Raw genomic sequence first — 16676 nt, forward strand, 5'->3', positions numbered from 1 at the left:
GGCGCAGCGCACGCATGCCACACCGTCACACATTACGCCGTCACATGTCACGCCCTCCCCTGCACCGGCCACACCGGTGTCGGGGGGACAGGCGGAAAACATGACAGTGCATGTCGGCCCGCGCCCGCCGATCCAGACCTATCCCCATGCCAACCCGGTGGGACAGCCGATCGTCATGACCGGGGCGCAGAACCGCATCAACGGCCATCCCTATGACTGGGGCGTGTTCAATCGCGGCAACGGGGAATCCGCGGGCTTTGGACCGGTCGGTCAATACGGCGTCGCCCCCTGGGCCGAGGACTGGAGCCGCCTGCGCAACAGCAAGAACCACACCGACCCGTTCGACGTGCTGAAATACATCCCGCTGACACCTGACGGGCTGGTGTGGATCAGTTTTTCGGGCGAGACGCGGCTGCGCAACTGGTTCGAGACACGGCCCAACCTCGGCACGCAGAAACCCAACGATTCCGGCCGTTTTGGCGTGCGCAACCTGTATGGCGCGGACCTGCATATCGGGTCGCACCTGCGGTTTTTCGGGCAACTGATCAACGCCGATGCCGGCGGGTGGGGCTGATACGGATACGGCTCCACCTATCGCAAGCGGCTGGATGCGCAGCAGGCGTTCGTGGAGACGCGGTGGAACCTGTTCGGCGCGAAAACGGGGTTCATGTTCGGGCGGCAGCAGTTCCTCGATGCGCCGTCCTACATGCTCTATAACCGCGAGACGCCGAACGTGCCGCTGTCATGGGACGGGTTCCGCGCCTATGCCATCTGGGACCGCATCCGCATCGATGGCTGGAACTTCGTGCAGACGAATGACAGCCAGAACAAGATGTTCCACGACACCGAAAACTATTCCACGCGGCTGTACGGGTTCGACACCACATGGGCGCCGCCGGATTTCCGGTTCCTTGGCGAACGTGGCTACTCCTTCGTCGATGCGTTCTATATCGGCTACAAGCTGTCTGGATCGGCAGGCGCCATCGCCACGCAGACGGGCACGGCGACGGGGTCGAACACGCGCAACAATTTCGGCGTCCGCTGGCACGGGCAGGCCGGGCCGATCGAATTTTCCGTCGGCGCGGTGTGGCAGGGCGGCGTGTTCCGCTATGCCAAGACCAACGTCGCACGCAATGTCAGCGCCTATGCCATCAACTCCATCGTCGGATACCGCGTGCCAAAGGACAGCCTGCACACCTTTGCCGGGATCCAGACGGATGTGTATTCCGGCGGCAATGACGCCAGCAAGAGCGGGGATATCGGCACCTATATCTCGCCGTTCAATCCGCAGACCAACTACCTCGACACCACGACCTACATGACGGCGTCGAACCTCATCAGTTTCGCGCCACTGGTGCGCATCACGCCGTTCAAGTCCGTCAGCATCCAGATCAAATATCCCCTGTTCTGGCGCGACAGCACCAATGACCGGGTTTACAAATCCTCTGGCGCCTACAGCTTTTCCGGAAACTTCGGCGGAAAGTTCATCGGCATGGCCCCGCAGGCGTCGCTGGCGTGGCAGATCAATACACACCTGTCATGGACGCAGTACGTCTCGCGCTTCATGACGTCACGCGCCCTGAACGAGGCAGGCGGGTCGAGCGGGACCTATTACCAGTCGAACTTCGTCTTCCGGTTCTGAAGGCCCAGGGGCTTTGCCCCTGAAACCCCACCAAAGGGCATTGCCCTTTGGAAACCACGACCTCTGGACAGGTCAGGGGGCAGGACGGGCGGCGGCGCGGAACAGGGAGGCGACGCGGCGGCGCAGGCTCGACAGGTCGGGCAGGACCACATTATGCAGCGCGCGCACGCTGTCATGGGTGGCATAGAACCGCCGCCCGACCACATTGGTCAGCACGATGGCGGTACCGACAAAGATGCCGTCGATTTCAATAATTGTTGATTCCAGCATGATCTGTATCCGAAAAAATCTTTCTGTATTCCAGACGATTCCGGCAGACCCCACGGGTGCCTATCGCACTGGACGGAAATGCCGGGGCCACGCCGGCGCAAAGAAAGCAGGACATCGACTATATCCACGGGTATATGGTTCCATGGGACTGACCTTCCAGGGGAATGGCGATGCGATATGGGCCGCATCATATCCCGTCATGGGGCGATGTCAAGATTAAACAGTTCTGTTTCGTTCTAACGTATATTATACGGATATATATGTGTTTTTGCAGTTGCCATATTTTCGACATTTTATCAGATGGTTACACCAATATTCGCCCGTCACGCCGGGACGGCGCCCCTCGCGCGCAGGACCAGACATCAGCGGGGACACCACATTTTCTGGATTCCCCCCTTAAACCACGCACCAGATGCGGATATAGGGGCCGCGCCATGGACTGATACATTCCCCAACATCAGGGACGCCTGACAAAACTGTTCAAAGCTGATAGTGATGACAGGCGAAGCGAATTCACCAAGGCAGATTAAATAAACATTTATATTTCAAGTATGTTTACGGTTTATTGCCCCCGATACACTCCCACGCCATGCGCATGATCGCGCCATGTCCGCCCGGACACATGCCATGGCCCGCCCGACCTTCGCCAAGGAGATAAGCCGTCAGAATGGCCGCCACACCAATGCAAGCCACCACACGCCTGAGGCTGCTGGAACAGGCATGGCCCCTGATTGCACGGAAGGGCTTTGTCAATACCAGCATCAATGACGTGCTGGAGGCTGCCCACGTGCCCAAGGGGTCGTTTTATTACTACTTCTCCTCCAAGGACATGTTCGGGCAGGAACTGCTACAGTATAACATGTGCGAACATGCAGAGGCGATCCGCATGTTCCTTGCCAGCCCGCACCTGACGGGACTGGACCGGATGATGGCGTACTGGTCCTCATGGGCGGAACGTGAATCCAGCCCCGACCCGCGCCAGAAATGCCTGATCGTCAAGATCGGGTCAGAGGTCAGCGAACTGTCCGACGGCATGCGCGCGGTCATGGAACGCGGGATCGACATGCTGGTCGGGCTTCTGGACGGGGGGATTCGCGCGGGCATCAGCGACGGGTCGATCTGCCCCGTCATCGAACCGGCGAACGTGGCGCGCGAACTGTTCCATTTCTGGCTGGGCAACGCGGTGGCGTTCAAGATCCACCGCAATACCCGCCGCCTGACGCGCGCGCTGGAAACCACGCGCCGGATCCTGCAGGGACTGCTGCCCGATTGCAGGCCCTCCCTCACGCTGTAGGCCACGGTTTCGCGAAGGACGCCGCCTTTCGCAAACCGCCACCCTGCTTTTCACTCCTGGGCCGTCTCCCCGCAGACGACATCGCAGCACGCGCCATGTTCCAGCGTCGTGAACCTGTCCGCCGGCAGTCCCGCCACCGCAACCGCGCGCGCCAGGCGCTGCGCCGGTTCGTCCATCGGTTCATCCGTCAGGCGGAACGTGCCGAAATGCATGCCGATCCCCCGCCGCGCGCCAAGTTCGACAAAACCGGCACAGGCTTCCTCCGGCGTGACATGCACGCCCGCCATCAGGTCGCGCGGGTTGTACGCCACGATCGGCAGCAGCGCCACGTCCGGCGCGCCCAGGCGTTCGCGGATCATGCCCCAGTGGCGGCCATGCGCCGTATCCCCGGCAAAGAACACCCGTTGCATGCGTCCCTCCGCGCCGGGCACCTGCATCATGAACCCGGCCCACAGGCTGCGGTTGCGGTCAAAGGGGGTGCGTGCGGTGGCGTGGCGCGCGGGGGTCGCGGTGATCCGCACGCCGGCCGTCTCCACCCCCTCCCACCAGTCGAGTTCGACCACGCGCCGCATTCCCGTCCCGCGCAGGTGGCGCGCATTGCCCAGCGGCACGACCACCACCGGGTCGTCCCCCCGCCGCGCCAGCGCACGCAGCGATGGCAGGTCCATATGGTCGTAATGGCAGTGGGAGACGAGGATGACGTCAATCGGCGGCAGGTCCGCCAGCGCCCGGCCCGGCGCGCGCACCCGTTTCGGCCCGGCCCATTGCACGGGCGAACACCGTTGCGAGAAGATCGGGTCCGTCAGCACCGTCACCACCGACCCGTCCGCGCGCGCGATGCGCAGCAGGAACGTGCTGTGGCCGATGAACGTCACCTGCACCGCGCCGGGTGCGGGTGGCTGGTACGGGTCGCCGGTGGGGGCTGGGTTGTCGATCCATGCGGGCCAGTCCGACGGCGGGCGGTTGCGCTGCCATTTCCAGATCGCCAGCGCACGCAGCCTGCGCGGGGTCCAGCCCTGCGGCAGGATGGCGGGGGGATTGTAAAAACGGGTCCCATCGCAATGGTCGGTGACACGAAATGGCGGCATGCAGGCTTTCTCCGGCGCGAAGACAGCAGTATGTCGCGCCGGGTTCCCCCGTGGCAAATCCGCCCCCCTCCTGCACGGGAAACGCACGGCGCCGCCGAAGAAAACATAAAAAAGTGCCTGTTGAAGCCTTTTTCAAAAAGCTTGGGAAGAACGCCGCCTTTTTGAAAAAAGGCGGCGCCCGGAAACCCTTGTTGCCGCTCCTGTCCTCACTGCCCGTCAAAGGCATAATGGAACAGCAGCATCCCGTCGGTTTCCGACCACGGGCCGGAGCGGGTGTACCCGCCCTCCAGCCCCACGCGGAAACGGTGGTCCACCTGATAGACGATGCGCCCGCGCGCATTCCCCGCAAGGCCGCTGGCCCCATACCCGCCATAGGAATCGGGGGGCGTGACCTCCGACTGCAGCAGCGAACTGGTGGGATAGTACGGCGCGCCCCTGCTGTGATATTCCTGATATCCCGCCTCGCCACGCAGGAACCATGTCCAGCGGTTGGTATGGCCCGACCATTACACCGGCACCATCGCGGCGAAATATTCATGCGGGGAGAAGTAGCCCCCCTGCCCCCACGTGAAGAAGTAGGAATCCTTTTTGTATCCGAAATAGATCAGGTCCGCCCCGACCCGCAGGCGCTGGCGTTCGTGGTACTGCCATACGGTCGCACTGCCCCCGGCCCCGGCCTCGGTCTCGGTATTGCCTTCGACATTGTGCCCCTCGAGATAGGCGAACCCGCCCCCGGCATAGGCATTCCACCCGGCCTCGCCCCATTCCAGCGCGCCATGGCCGAAATTGCGCGTCACCCCGCCCCAGCGCCGCCCGGTGCCGGGATCGCGTTCCCCGGCATAGGACAGTTCGCTGTCGGTCACCATGCGCCGCCCGCCGCTGATGCGCAGGATCAGGTTGTCGGTCAGGTGCGGCGAGAATTCGACGCCCCCCACCACGTTCGTCTCCGCAAAGCCCAGGGGCGAGGACCCGACATCCGCATTGAACCAGCGGTTGAAGTAGCTGAGGTTCAGCCCCACGCCCTGCGTGTCGTAATGATGATACGCCCACGCATGCGCGCCATTGACCGCCACCGTCCCGAACTGCCTCGCGGAATTGGCGCGATCAAGCGGGTCGCCCGTGAACAGCAGCGTCGGTGTGACGGAAAATGACAGGCGATGGTCCCACGTCCCGAACGGCACGGTCGCGGTGATCGGCACCGCGAATTCCGTCAACTGCCGCAGGCCCGGCGTGCCGGTACGGCTGCGCACGAAGGTATTGGCATCCAGTTGCGGCGAAATCGAATCGCGCAGGTACACACGCTGCCGGTCGGTGGCCTGGATCTGGTCGTCCTGATGCAGGTAATGGTACGTATCAGGCAGCGGCGCGCCACGCAGGTTGACATACTGGCTGTCGATATCGGGCCAGCGGTAATCCGGCTTCAGGCTTTCACGCCGCCCGCAATGCACCACGCCAGGCATGTCGCACTGCTGCGCATGGACATGGTCCAGGTCCGAAAGCTGTTCGCGCATGGAATGGTCCATCCGGGCCAGTTCGGCGCGGATTTCCCATGTCAGGGGGCTGTCGGGCGCCACCGCCTCCAGCCGTGCGGCATAGGCGCGCGCCGTCTTCATGTCATCCGCGCCGCCCGCATCGCGCGCGGCGGCGGCAAGGGCATAGATGTTGCCGGGCCGCAGCTTCAGCGCCGCCTGATCCTCCGCCAGGGCGCGCACGGGTTCGCCCCGCGCCTGATAGACACGGCCCATCGCAAGGTGCAGGTCCACCGAGTTCGGGTACTGCGCCAGAAGCGGCGCCAGTTCGGCCTGCGCACGGCGGGCATGGCCGTGGGCGTCCAGCCCCTCCGCATCGAGGATGCGCAGCGCAAGGCCGATCTGCAGGCGCAGGCGCGTCTGGTCCGACGTGACATGCACATCCGGCCTGTGCGCCATCTGGTCATACACATCAAGGCAGCGACGCGCATCGGCCGCATCATGTACCTGCAGGTACAGCCCGGCATAGGACAGCATCTCCCACGGCTGCGGGTCGGGGGTCAGGCTTTCCTCGTGCACCAGCACTTCCCGCGCGGCCTGGGGCATGTTGTGGTCGATGAACGCATTGGCGATCATCCGCCCGCGCGCCCCGCTGGGATCGGCGCGATCCGCCAGCGCCATCAGGCCCGTGCGGTCGAAATGCGGGGCGGCGTCAATGTCGCGGATCTGCTGCGCCAGTGCGATCTGCTGCGCCAGAACGTCCACGTCACTCGACCGGTCATCGGCGCGGATGCGCGCCAGCAGGCGTTGCGCCATCGCGTCGTCATTGTGGTCAAGCGCATAGATCATGCCCGCCTGCAGCGCCTCCGTGCTGGCGGTGGGGCTGGCGGTCAGGGATTCCATGATCCGTGCGGCCTGCGCGCGGCGTTCGGGCATGTCGGTCCGGTCCAGCGCCTGCGCCAGATGCAGCCGCAGCCACGGGTTGCGCGGGTCGGTCTCCACCGCGCGCAGCAGCAGGGCGATGCGCTGGTCATCGCTGGTGGCGCGTTCCGCCTGCGCCGCCAGGATCTGCCCCTGCACATGCGCGACCATCGCCTCATGCCCGCGGCCAAGGCGCGCGATCAGGGCGCGGGCCTCGTCCTCCTGCCCGTCCTGCGCCGCGATGTCGGCCAGGTTGAACAGCGCATCGGCATTGTCGGGCCAGCGTTGCACGATGGCGCGATAATCCTGGATCGCCTCGGCCGTGTTGCCCTCGCGCCGCGCCAGCGCACCGCGCAGCGACAGCAGCGTCAACTGGCTGCCCCGGCGGCGCGCCAGCACCTCCAGCCCTTCCTGCGCGCGGCCGAATTCACCCAGCGCGATGGCGCGCGCGATCCCCGCCACCAGCAGGTCCGGCCCGCCGCCACGGCCGCCCTTCGCCCCCATGTTCCAGCCATCGAGGCTTTTCAGCGCCACGTCCCAGCGCGCCACATGGTCGGGGTCCAGCGCCCGCGCACGCAGGAAATACGCCCGCGCGCGTTCGCGCTGCCCGCGCGATTCGGCGACATACCCCAGACCGCCCAGCGCCTCGATATCCGTGTCATCAACCGCCAGCGCCTTGCGGAACAGCGCCTCCGCATCGCCATAGCGGCGCTGCGCCAGCAGGGTATAGCCCTGCATGCGGTCGTTCGCGGCATCCAGCCGTCCCTGCTCCGCCAGCGCGCGCTGGCGCAGGTCGCGGATTTCGCGGTCATCGGGATGCAGCGACAGCCATTCGTCATAAAGCGGGACCGTCTGCCCCGACACCGATTCCCACAGCAGCGCGCCACGCCATGCCGCCATCGCCTCGGTCCGGATGCCCGCGGGCACCTGCCCGGACATCAGCCGTTCAAGCCCGGCCATCCCCTCCGTCCGCGACACGGCCTGATAGGTCAGGACCTGATAGTAGGTCAGCGCCGCGCCAAGGTCATGCGGGTTGCGCGCGACATAATCGGCCAGTTTCTCCCGTGCCTCCGCATAGCCGACCGGCGTGCCGCCAAGGATGCGGTAATATTCCATCGCCAGTTCGGGCGGCGGTTCGCCCTGGCCGAAAAGCTGACGGTATTTCAGCATCGCGTCATGCATCTTGCCCTGCGCGACAAGGGCGCGGGCCTCGGCCAGCAGCTTTTCATTGAGCGGGCCGGTGCGGATCATCCCGCGAAGCTGCGCCACCTCGTCCGCGACACCCTGATGGTGGGACAGTTCGTTGGCCAGGCGCGTCGCGTCCTCGAAATTCCCGCGCGCCACCTCGATCCGTCCCTGCAGGAACAGGGCATCGGTGCTGTCGGGATCGATCTGCAGGGCGCGGTGGACGGCCTCATGGGCGCGGACCATGTCGCGATGCGTCAGCCAGTAATGCCCCTCCTCCAGCAGCAGGTCGAAGATTTCCGTCGCATGGGCCAGGCGCTGCGTCGCGGCGTCGATCGCCTGCGAACGCTGTGCGTCCATGGGGGTGATGTCGGTCGGGGGCGCTGCAAACGGGGTATTCGCCTCGTCCTGGTCCGACACGATATAGGGATGGGAATCCGGCACGCGCGGCGCGGGGGTGGGGGCTGCCTCCTGCCGTCCGTAATTGGGGGACATGCCCCCGGTATCGGCCCCGCTGCCGCCGGGGGCGGTGTCGGCTTTCGTGCTGGCTGCGGCGCTGCTGGCCGGAGGGGTGCCGACGGGGGCGGACGCGCCTGCTGCCGTGCCCGATGGTGCGGGATCGGTGGATAGGTCCTCCGTCGCATCGGCCGGGGGCTCGGCACCGGTCCCGCCGCTGGCGGCGGCACCTGCCGGTGTACTGCCCGACGCGGGGGCGGCAGGTCTGTTACCGTTCGGTACATTGGCGGCAGGGGCAGGCGTCTTTGCGGACGCACTGGCAGGCGTAGGCGTGGCCGCTGCCTTACCCGATGGCGCGGGGCTGGTGGATGTCCCTTCCGCCTCATCGGCCGGGGCGTCGTCCCCGATGTCGGTATCCGTGTCGGGGGACGCCACGCTGCCGGGCGCGGAACTGGCGGGTGTAGGTGTACTGCCCGACGCGGGCGCAGGCGTGCCGGACGACGTGCTGGCGGGCGGTTTCGCGGGTGTGCTGGCAGGTGCGGGCGTGGCCGCGGCCTTCCCCGATGGCGCAGGGCCGGTGGATGTCCCCTCCGCCGCATCGGCCGGGGCATCGTCCCCGGTGTCGGTATCCGTATCGGGGGACGTCACGCTGCCGGGTGCGGAACTGGCAGGGGCACTGCCCGACGCGGGTGCAGGCGTGTCGGACGACGCACTGGCGGGCGGTTTCGCGGGTGTGCTGGCAGGTGCGGGCGTGGCCGCGGCCTTCCCCGATGGCGCGGGACCGGTGGACGTCCCTTCCGCCGCGTCGGCCGGGGCGTCGTCCCCGATGTCGGTATCCGTATCGGGGGATGCCGCGCTGCCTGGCGCGGAACTGGCGGGTGTACTGCCCGACGCGGGGGCAGGCGTGCTGGCCGGTGCGCTGGCAGGCGGCTTCGTGGGCGCGCTGGCAGGTGCGCCGCCCGATGCAGGGGCAGACGCCTTCGCGGACGTACTGGCAGGCGCAGGCGTGGCCGGTGCTACTGGCGCGGCGGTGGGGGCAGGCGGTGGGGAACGCATCTCCAGCGATGCCGGATCGAGGGGGGCCGGACGCATCTCCAGCGAGGCCGGGTCCGGCGCGCCCGGCCGGGTCCCCGATGTGGCCGGGGCGGACGCGACCGGGTGCGTCTCGAACATGGGGGCCGCAGGGGCCGCGGGCGCGGCAGGGGGCGCCTGCACCGGGGCGGAGGGCGCGGTACGCATCTCCAGCGACGCGGGATCCGGCGCGGACGTGACGGGGCGCATTTCCAGCGAGGCCGGGTCAAGGGCGGCGGTGCGCGTCGCCTGCGATGACGGGGCGGGGGCCGGGGTGCCGTCCCCCCAGTCCGTCGCATCGTCCCCCGCCATGCCCGCGGATGCGGACTGCGCCCATGCCGCAACCGGCGTGCACACCAGCACGCCCGCCACGCCCACGCCGCCGACCGCCATGCCGCCCATCGCCATGCCCCACAGGGCCGTTGCCCCCAGCAGGGTGGCGCACCTGCGCGGCGCACGCCCGCGGGACGCGTGGGAAAGCCGGGGCACGACAGGCCCCGGCACGGTTGCACGATGCTGCATCATATCCCTGCCCACGGGTCCGTTGGCCCGCACGTCAATGCACACGCGAGGTATAGGAGACATATCCCAACCCCGCCGAAAGCAGTCCGCAGGCGCACACCAGCGCCAGCGCGCCACGGTTGCGTGCCACGGTGCCGGCCCGTCCTTCGTAATCAAGGAAGGTCCGTTCCACGAAAACATAACTCAGCAGCCCCACCAGCAGGGCCACCACCAGCACGCCCGCCATCGTCAGGCCCGCCACCTGGAACATCAGCAGGTAATTCGCCAGCACGATCACCGGCCAGTGCCACAGGTACACCGAATAGGAAATCACCCCCAGCGGCGACACCGGCCCCAGCGTCACGCGCGCCACGTCCGTATGCGGCAGCATGATGATGGCCACCACCGCCAGGCAGGGAAACACCACCCCCCATGACGGGCAGGCATAATCGCGCACATAGAACACGCACGCCCCCACCAGCACGCACAGCGCCAGCGCATAGGCCACGTTGGCCACCGCGCGCGGCAGGCGCGGGCGCGGCAGCATCCAGATCAGCGTGCCCAGCGCGAATTCCCACATGCGGTCGGTGATGCGGTAGTACCCCTGCCCGTCCCCCGCAAGATGGTCATGCAGGCTGCATCCCGCCGACACGGCAAGGATGCCAAGCAGCGCATACAGCCGCCAGCGCACGCGCGGCAGCATGACCGCGACGACAAAGATGACGGCATAGAACTGCATCTCCAGCGACAGCGACCAGGTGTGCAGGAACGGATAGGCCAGGGCCTGCCCCTCGAAATAGCCGACATGCCCCGCCGCCCAGATGTTCGACAGGTACACCAGCGCATAGGCGCCATTGAGCGCGATGTCGGCGCGATCGCTCTGCAGCACCCACCACAGCATCCCAGCAGAAATCACCGCCACCATGCACAACAGCGCGGGCAGCAGGCGGTACAGCCGCCGGCAGGCAAAGCGCGCGGGCTGGAACGGGTCCTGCATCAGTGCCGAACGCCCCATGAAATAGCCCGAGATGACGACAAAGATGTCCACGCCGACAAACCCTCCCGACAGCCATCCCGCATGCATCAGCACCACCGCCGCAACCGCCAGCGCGCGCAGTCCGTCGATGTCACGGCGACGGTCGCGGGGAAAGAACTCCTCGCGCAGTCCGTCGCGCCATTTGCGTCTGGCGGGCATGATGGCGGTCATCTGTTGCATCGGCCTGTGTTGCACATGGGGAGGATCACATGGGGCGCGGAAATGGAGTAGCGGGGGACGACGCCGGTACTCAGGGCGTCGCGGGGGGCCCGCCGGGGGCCGCATCCTTCAGCTTTTCAAGATCAGGCAGGGTGGCGCGGATGATCGCATCCCCCCATGCGCGGTAACTCGCGGTGGTGGCGTGGATGCCATCGGTGGTGCTGATGCTCCCCCTGGGCATCAGTTGCGTGCCATCGACATAGGTGCATGGCGGCGAGGCATCGGCCCTCAGCAGGCCCGCCAGTTCCTGCGCGCGCTGGTCGGTCTTGCCATAGCGGGGGCTGTACTGCCCCCATGTCGGCCCGACCCAGATGCACGCCGTACCGCCAAGCGCATCGGTCAGGGTCTTCACCTGTTCCTCCAGCCAACTGGCGGAAACGGCCTTCTGCCCATAGGCCCCCATCGTGTCGCCAAGGATGACCATGACGGCGTCGGGATGCCATTTCTGGATCAGGCCGCCGATCTGCGGCGGGGCGGCGGGCTTCATGTCGGCAGGCTTCACCGGTTCGTCGCCGATGCGCTGCGTCGCGCCACAGCCGTTGTTGGGCGTGGGCACGACCCAGTCCGCCGCCGTGGACGAACACACCGCATAGGTCACGACCTTCGCCCCCTGGCGGGAAAATTCGTCCGGCAGCACCGACAGGAGCGAATCCTTGAAGGCAACATGGCTGTCCCCGATGATCAGCAGCGTCAGGCCAGCAAGAAGTGCGCTCATCTTTCAGTAAACTCCCTCAACGTATTTCCATGCCATGGCGCGTCATGTGCGCGCCGGCATGCCGGATCGATGCAGGCACGCGCGTCACCCGTGGCGCACGCCGCCGGGAACATGCCACCGGGGGCATGCCACCGGGGACACGCCGGCCCGCGGCATCGCACGGCGCGCGCAATGCACCAGTCCTAGTGCCCTGCGTCAGGCGTGTCCTTGATCTGGTTGCCTTCTTCAAGGCGCCTGCGGGCACGGCGGCGCAGCAGCCTTGCTGCGCAGGCCCATGACAAGGTCATGCATGCGGCCGGGCGTATCCCCCATCAGGGCGACGACCGAACGGTCCGAACGGTACGGCGACTGCGCCCCGATCAGGACACCCGCCCCGGCGATCGGCGCGTTCAGGTTGGCCTGCACCCCGTCCTGCAACCCGGCATGGTCATGGTCCTGGAACAGGTACCAGATCCCCTGCAGGCCCATATGCTGGCCCACGCGGATATGCCCGTCCGACAGTTCATAGGGGGAGCGCGCAAGCAGTTCCGCGAACTTCGGCGCATCGCCCGCCGTCGCCAGCACGACAATGTCACCCTGCGGCGGATGGTCCGCCAGTTCGCTCACGTCCTCCACCTGCACGCCCGACGCCGGATACCACGTCGTCGAACCGAAGAAGCCCATCAGGTCCATGAACGTCCCCGCCGTGCCCACATCAAGGTGGTGCGGCACGACGACCGTCGTCTCCGACAGGTCCGCCATGCGCGAGAACGGGAACGCGGCCTCCGCGAAGTAGGACAGGTTCGGCAGCCGTGCGAAATGGTAGCCACGGCGGAAATCCATCCACGAATCGGAATCGACGCTCATGTGGATGTCATCGGGGGTGCGGCGGCACACGCCACGGTCGATCGGGCGGGCGTCAAAGCTGAATTTCAACTGGTTCTGCCCGAACAGGAGCCATGACGGCAGGGCGGCGGCATGTTCGACCGCGCCCGCGTGCTGGTTGACCAGCCGTTCCGACCAGGCCTGCCACAGGCTTGGCGGCTTGAGCGTGAAGCTGTCGAGGTAGTTGTTGTTCAGGTGGACATCCAGGCGCGACGTCTCCAGGTCCACGACCGGCCCGCCGGGCGTACGCACCCACAGGTCGATGGGATAGGGACGGTTGCGCCACGAATACAGGTCGGGCGGCAGGTGGAACGGCAGCGCCATGACCGGCGGCGCGAACCCCCCGCCCTGCAGGTCGCTTGCGGCGACAAGCTCGCCAAAGCGTACCGGCCGGTCCGTGGGGACAAAGGCAGGCGCGTCATACGGGCGGCGCGGCTGCAGCGTCACGTCATCGACCACCTTCGTCGCCACCGCGCCCAGCGTATCGGGGGAGAACGCCAGCACGCGGGCCGCGACCTCCACCTCCTGCGCGTTGCGGCCGGTGATGACCAGGATCGTGCCCAGCCGGTCATTGGGGTTTTCGACTTCCGACAGGGTCGGGCCGACAGGCCGCGTGCCGCGCGTGTCGATGGGCAGGTTTTCCCCGATCGCGACCGCATTGCCCGATGCCGGGATGGTGGTGGAGACGGGAAAGGACGCGGTGCGGAAATCCGCCAGCTTGCCAAACCACGACGCCACCAGCGCCGACGCCTTGAGCATGCCGTGCGCATCCGGGTTGGGCATGACCACCGGCACGCGCAGCGGCGTGCGCAGGTTCGGGTCATAGAACGGCGCGGGCAGGTACGACAGCTTGCGGTCGGGCGCGATGCGCGTCGTCGTCAGCGTGACGGTGGACAGGTCGGAGATGCGCGCCCACAGCACCTCGTTGTAAAGGTCGTTGCAGTCGCGGCGGTATTCCCCGGCAAAGTGGAAGTTCAGCTTGTTGTCGCCGGTGAAATACAGCGGGTCGATATCAAAGCTGACCGGACCGAAGCGCGGATGTTCGGGATCGACGCGGATCGTGCCGACATACTGTTCATTGAGCGTGACGCTCACTGCGCTGGCCTCCGGCAGGAGGGAGGGCGACAGCGCCCCCGTCAGCGTGATGCGCGCGCGCGTCACCACCCGGTTGGCGGGCACGATGACATCCAGGCCCTGCAGCGGCGAAAATCCGCGCAGCGTCAGCGGCCCGGTCGCAAGGCCAAGGTCGCGGAAGGTGGAGGTGCGCGTGATTTCCCCATCCGCGACACGCGCGGCATCCGCCGGGTCGATCGGCGGGGCGGACGCATCCGCGGGCAGCGCGCCGGTATTGGTGTCGCCAAACGGCGCGGCTGGCGACACGCCGGTCCGTTCGGACAGGCGTGCGCGCAACTGCTGCGTCGCAGGCCCGGCCGGAAGCTGTACCGCGGTGGCAGGGGGCACCTGTTCCCCGGCAGAGGCCGGCGCAAGCTGCGGGGCCGTCGGCAGCGTGCCCGGCGGCGGCTGCAACGGTGGCTGCGTGGGCGGCGGCGGTGCCGTCGGCACCGTCGGGGCCTCCGCCTGTCCGCCCGGGGCGGGCGTGGCGGGGGAAGGAGCCTGCGCAAGCGAAGGCGCGCTGGCGGCCGACAGGCCCATCAGCACGAGGCTCTTTTTCTCCAGTTTTTCTTCTTTGACGTGTTCGGCTTCCTCCAGCGGCGCTTCCTGCGGGGCCTGCCAGCGGAAAAGTTTCTGGCCACGGCGGAACAGGCCGCCGATGCTGCGCAGGACCATCAGGAAACTGCGCAGCGGGCGGTCGGGCTGGAAATCGGCCCAGTTGGCCCACGCATCGCAGCGGCCAAACATGAACTCGACGATCTGGCGCTCCACCTCAAGGTCATCGACACACCATTGCAGGTGCAGCGTGCCCGGCTTGGAAAACAGGATCAGCGCGGGGATGCGCACGTCGATGCCGTCCTTCCTGTCCTGGTACAGCATCGTGATGCGCGTCTGTGTCGGCAGGGCGTGTTCCGTCGAAAGCCGCGCCGCGATCCCGCCAAGGGAGATGTCGCTGGTATGGGCGTGGTAATGGTGCCCTTCCTCGTCCACCAGCGTGATCGACAGGTTGGCGCGCACGCGCGGCTTGTGCCGGATCTGGCGGGTTTCGCGCCCCACCGCGATGGAGGCAAGGACGATGATGAGGCTGACGGCCACCCACAGCGTATTGAGCGCGAAGGACTGCAGCGCCAGCCTGTCATGATATTCCCACAGCATCCCGCCGATCCCGCGCACGAGCGCAACGGCGAGGATCCCGGCAAGGATGACATTGGGATAGACCGCGTTGAGGTCGAAATACTCGTTCTGCAGCAGGCCGCCCTTGTCCGTGACGTTGAACTCCCCCTTGCGCGGGTTCAGCAGCGTCATGATCGTCACCCGCACCAGGAACAGCGCCAGCGTCGTCTCGTAGATCTCGCTCCAGAAGGAATAGCGCCACCGCCCCTCCACCCGCGACAGGGTGGCGATGGAGTGGAAGACATGCGGGAAGGCATAGACCAGGATCGCATAGGGCGAAGCCGCGATGATGTTCTGCCCCAGGAACAGGAACGCCAGCGGGGAGGCAAGGAAGATCAGGCGCGGGATCGCGAACAGGAAGTGCGACATCGCGGAGAGGTAGCAAAGCCGCTGCTGCCAGTGCAGGCCGGGGCCAAGCAGCGGGTTGTCGAGCCGCATGATCTGCAGCATCCCGCGCGCCCAGCGCACGCGCTGGCCGATATGCAGCATCAGGCGTTCGGTCGAAATCCCGGCGGCCAGCGGTTCGCGCAGGTAGGCGGTGTGCCATCCCTCGCGCTGCATCTTCAGCGCGGTGTGCGCGTCCTCCGTCACCGTCTCGGTCGCGAACCCGCCGATGCCCAGCACCGCCGAACGGCGGATCGCGGCGCACGAGCCGCAGAAGAACGTTGCGTCCCAGAAATCATTGCCATCCTGCACCAGGCCATAGAACATGTTGCCTTCCGGCGGGACATGCTGCCCGGAGGCAAGGTTGCGCTGGAACGGGTCGGGGGAATAGAAATGATGCGGCGTCTGAAGCAGCGCAAGCTTCGGGTCGGCCATCATCCAGCCGATCGTCTTCTTCAGGAAGCCGCGCGTGGGAATGTGGTCGCAGTCGAAGATGACGACATATTCCCCCTCCGTCACGCGCAGGGCGTGGTTGAGGTTGCCGGCCTTGGCGTGGTTGTTCTGGTCGCGGATGATGTAGCCCGCGCCCGCCTCCATCGCGAAGGCGTGGAAGCTTTTGCGGCGCCCGTCATCAAGGATGTAGACGTTGAGCTTGTCCTCCGGCCAGTCGATGGCCAGCGCGCCGAGCACGGTGGAACGCACGAGGGAGAGTTCCTCGTTATAGGACGGCACGTACACATCGACCACGGGCCAGTCGGCGGTGTCGGGCGGCAGCGGCAGCGGCTTGCGGTCCAGCGGCCATGACATCTGGAAATAGCTGAGGCACAGCGTCATCAGCGCATAGAGTTCCGCCAGCACCAGCAGCAGCGACAGCACCGCCTGCAATGGCGAGTGCAGTTCCAGCGTCGTGGTCAGGCGCCAAACCATGTAGCGCAGCGACACCAGCAGCGAGAGCATCATCAGGAAGCACGTGATCCCCCGCCCCTTGCGCCCCTTGAGCACAAAGAACAGGAGGAGCGTCCCGCACGAGACGAGCGCCTGGCTGTTGGTTGACATCGTGACGCCGCCGACCATCAGCATCAGGAAAACCCCGACGGCGATCATCACGAAAGGGGAAAAGGTGGAAACGATGGGGGAGTTTACAAACTGCTCAAGACGCAGGCGTTTCAGGATATCCCTGTACATCATCGTCCCGTACATCGTTTCGGAATTCCAATAAAACGGGACATGCCCGACCGTCCGGCCCTTCCGGCGACGTGCCCGCACGTCCCCGAT

Annotated in this window: 6 protein-coding genes and 2 pseudogenes; 2 read left to right on the top strand and 6 right to left on the bottom strand. The window is 66.5% G+C overall.

Going from position 1 to position 16676, the window contains the following annotated elements:
* The first annotated feature begins 100 nt into the window (after window positions 1-100).
* Window positions 101-1642, top strand: a pseudogene (locus CFR72_RS11170) (alginate export family protein).
* 72 nt (window positions 1643-1714) lie between these two features.
* Here the strand turns inward: CFR72_RS11170 and CFR72_RS11175 are convergent.
* Window positions 1715-1912: a hypothetical protein gene (locus CFR72_RS11175; RefSeq protein ID WP_110914024.1), complete on the bottom strand. Its 198-nt coding sequence runs from the start codon at window positions 1910-1912 to the stop codon at window positions 1715-1717.
* Window positions 1913-2594: 682 nt separating this feature from the next.
* Here CFR72_RS11175 and CFR72_RS11180 point away from each other — a divergent pair.
* Complete coding sequence (locus CFR72_RS11180) at window positions 2595-3206, top strand: TetR/AcrR family transcriptional regulator (RefSeq protein ID WP_167400358.1); 612 nt, start codon at window positions 2595-2597, stop codon at window positions 3204-3206.
* Window positions 3207-3256: 50 nt separating this feature from the next.
* On the opposite strand, the gene CFR72_RS11185 is transcribed toward CFR72_RS11180, so the two are convergent.
* From CFR72_RS11185 to bcsA, 5 genes and pseudogenes are all read right to left on the bottom strand, one after another.
* Entirely contained in the window at window positions 3257-4294 is a 1038-nt protein-coding gene (locus CFR72_RS11185) for an MBL fold metallo-hydrolase (RefSeq protein ID WP_110914026.1), read from the bottom strand.
* 206 nt (window positions 4295-4500) lie between these two features.
* Window positions 4501-9981 (bottom strand): annotated as a pseudogene (locus CFR72_RS18380) (cellulose synthase subunit BcsC-related outer membrane protein).
* A complete protein-coding gene (locus CFR72_RS11195; RefSeq protein ID WP_110914027.1) occupies window positions 9953-11113 on the bottom strand; it encodes an acyltransferase family protein in 1161 nt (386 codons plus the stop codon). Before CFR72_RS11195 ends, CFR72_RS18380 begins: the two are co-directional and overlap by 29 nt.
* A 70-nt stretch (window positions 11114-11183) precedes the next feature.
* Window positions 11184-11867 carry an SGNH/GDSL hydrolase family protein gene (locus tag CFR72_RS11200; protein WP_110914028.1) on the bottom strand — a complete coding sequence of 228 codons (684 nt, stop codon included), beginning with the start codon at window positions 11865-11867 and terminating at the stop codon, window positions 11184-11186.
* Window positions 11868-12092: 225 nt separating this feature from the next.
* Window positions 12093-16589 (bottom strand): UDP-forming cellulose synthase catalytic subunit, encoded by a 4497-nt coding sequence (gene bcsA / locus CFR72_RS11205; RefSeq protein ID WP_408869974.1) that lies wholly within the window; start codon window positions 16587-16589, stop codon window positions 12093-12095.
* Window positions 16590-16676: the final 87 nt, after the last annotated feature.

This window comes from Gluconacetobacter entanii, from assembly GCF_003206495.1.
GTDB classification, from domain to species: Bacteria; Pseudomonadota; Alphaproteobacteria; order Acetobacterales; family Acetobacteraceae; genus Novacetimonas; species Novacetimonas entanii.

What these genes read in the sequence shown, in the direction of transcription:
- CFR72_RS11175 (WP_110914024.1), bottom strand. Translation starts at nt 1,912, where the DNA reads ATGCTGGAATCAACAATTATTGAAATCGACGGCATCTTTGTCGGTACC.
- CFR72_RS11200 (WP_110914028.1), bottom strand. Translation starts at nt 11,867, where the DNA reads ATGAGCGCACTTCTTGCTGGCCTGACGCTGCTGATCATCGGGGACAGC.
- CFR72_RS11185 (WP_110914026.1), bottom strand. Translation starts at nt 4,294, where the DNA reads ATGCCGCCATTTCGTGTCACCGACCATTGCGATGGGACCCGTTTTTAC.
- bcsA (WP_408869974.1), bottom strand. Translation starts at nt 16,589, where the DNA reads ATGATGTACAGGGATATCCTGAAACGCCTGCGTCTTGAGCAGTTTGTA.
- CFR72_RS11180 (WP_167400358.1), top strand. Translation starts at nt 2,595, where the DNA reads ATGCAAGCCACCACACGCCTGAGGCTGCTGGAACAGGCATGGCCCCTG.
- CFR72_RS11195 (WP_110914027.1), bottom strand. Translation starts at nt 11,113, where the DNA reads ATGCAACAGATGACCGCCATCATGCCCGCCAGACGCAAATGGCGCGAC.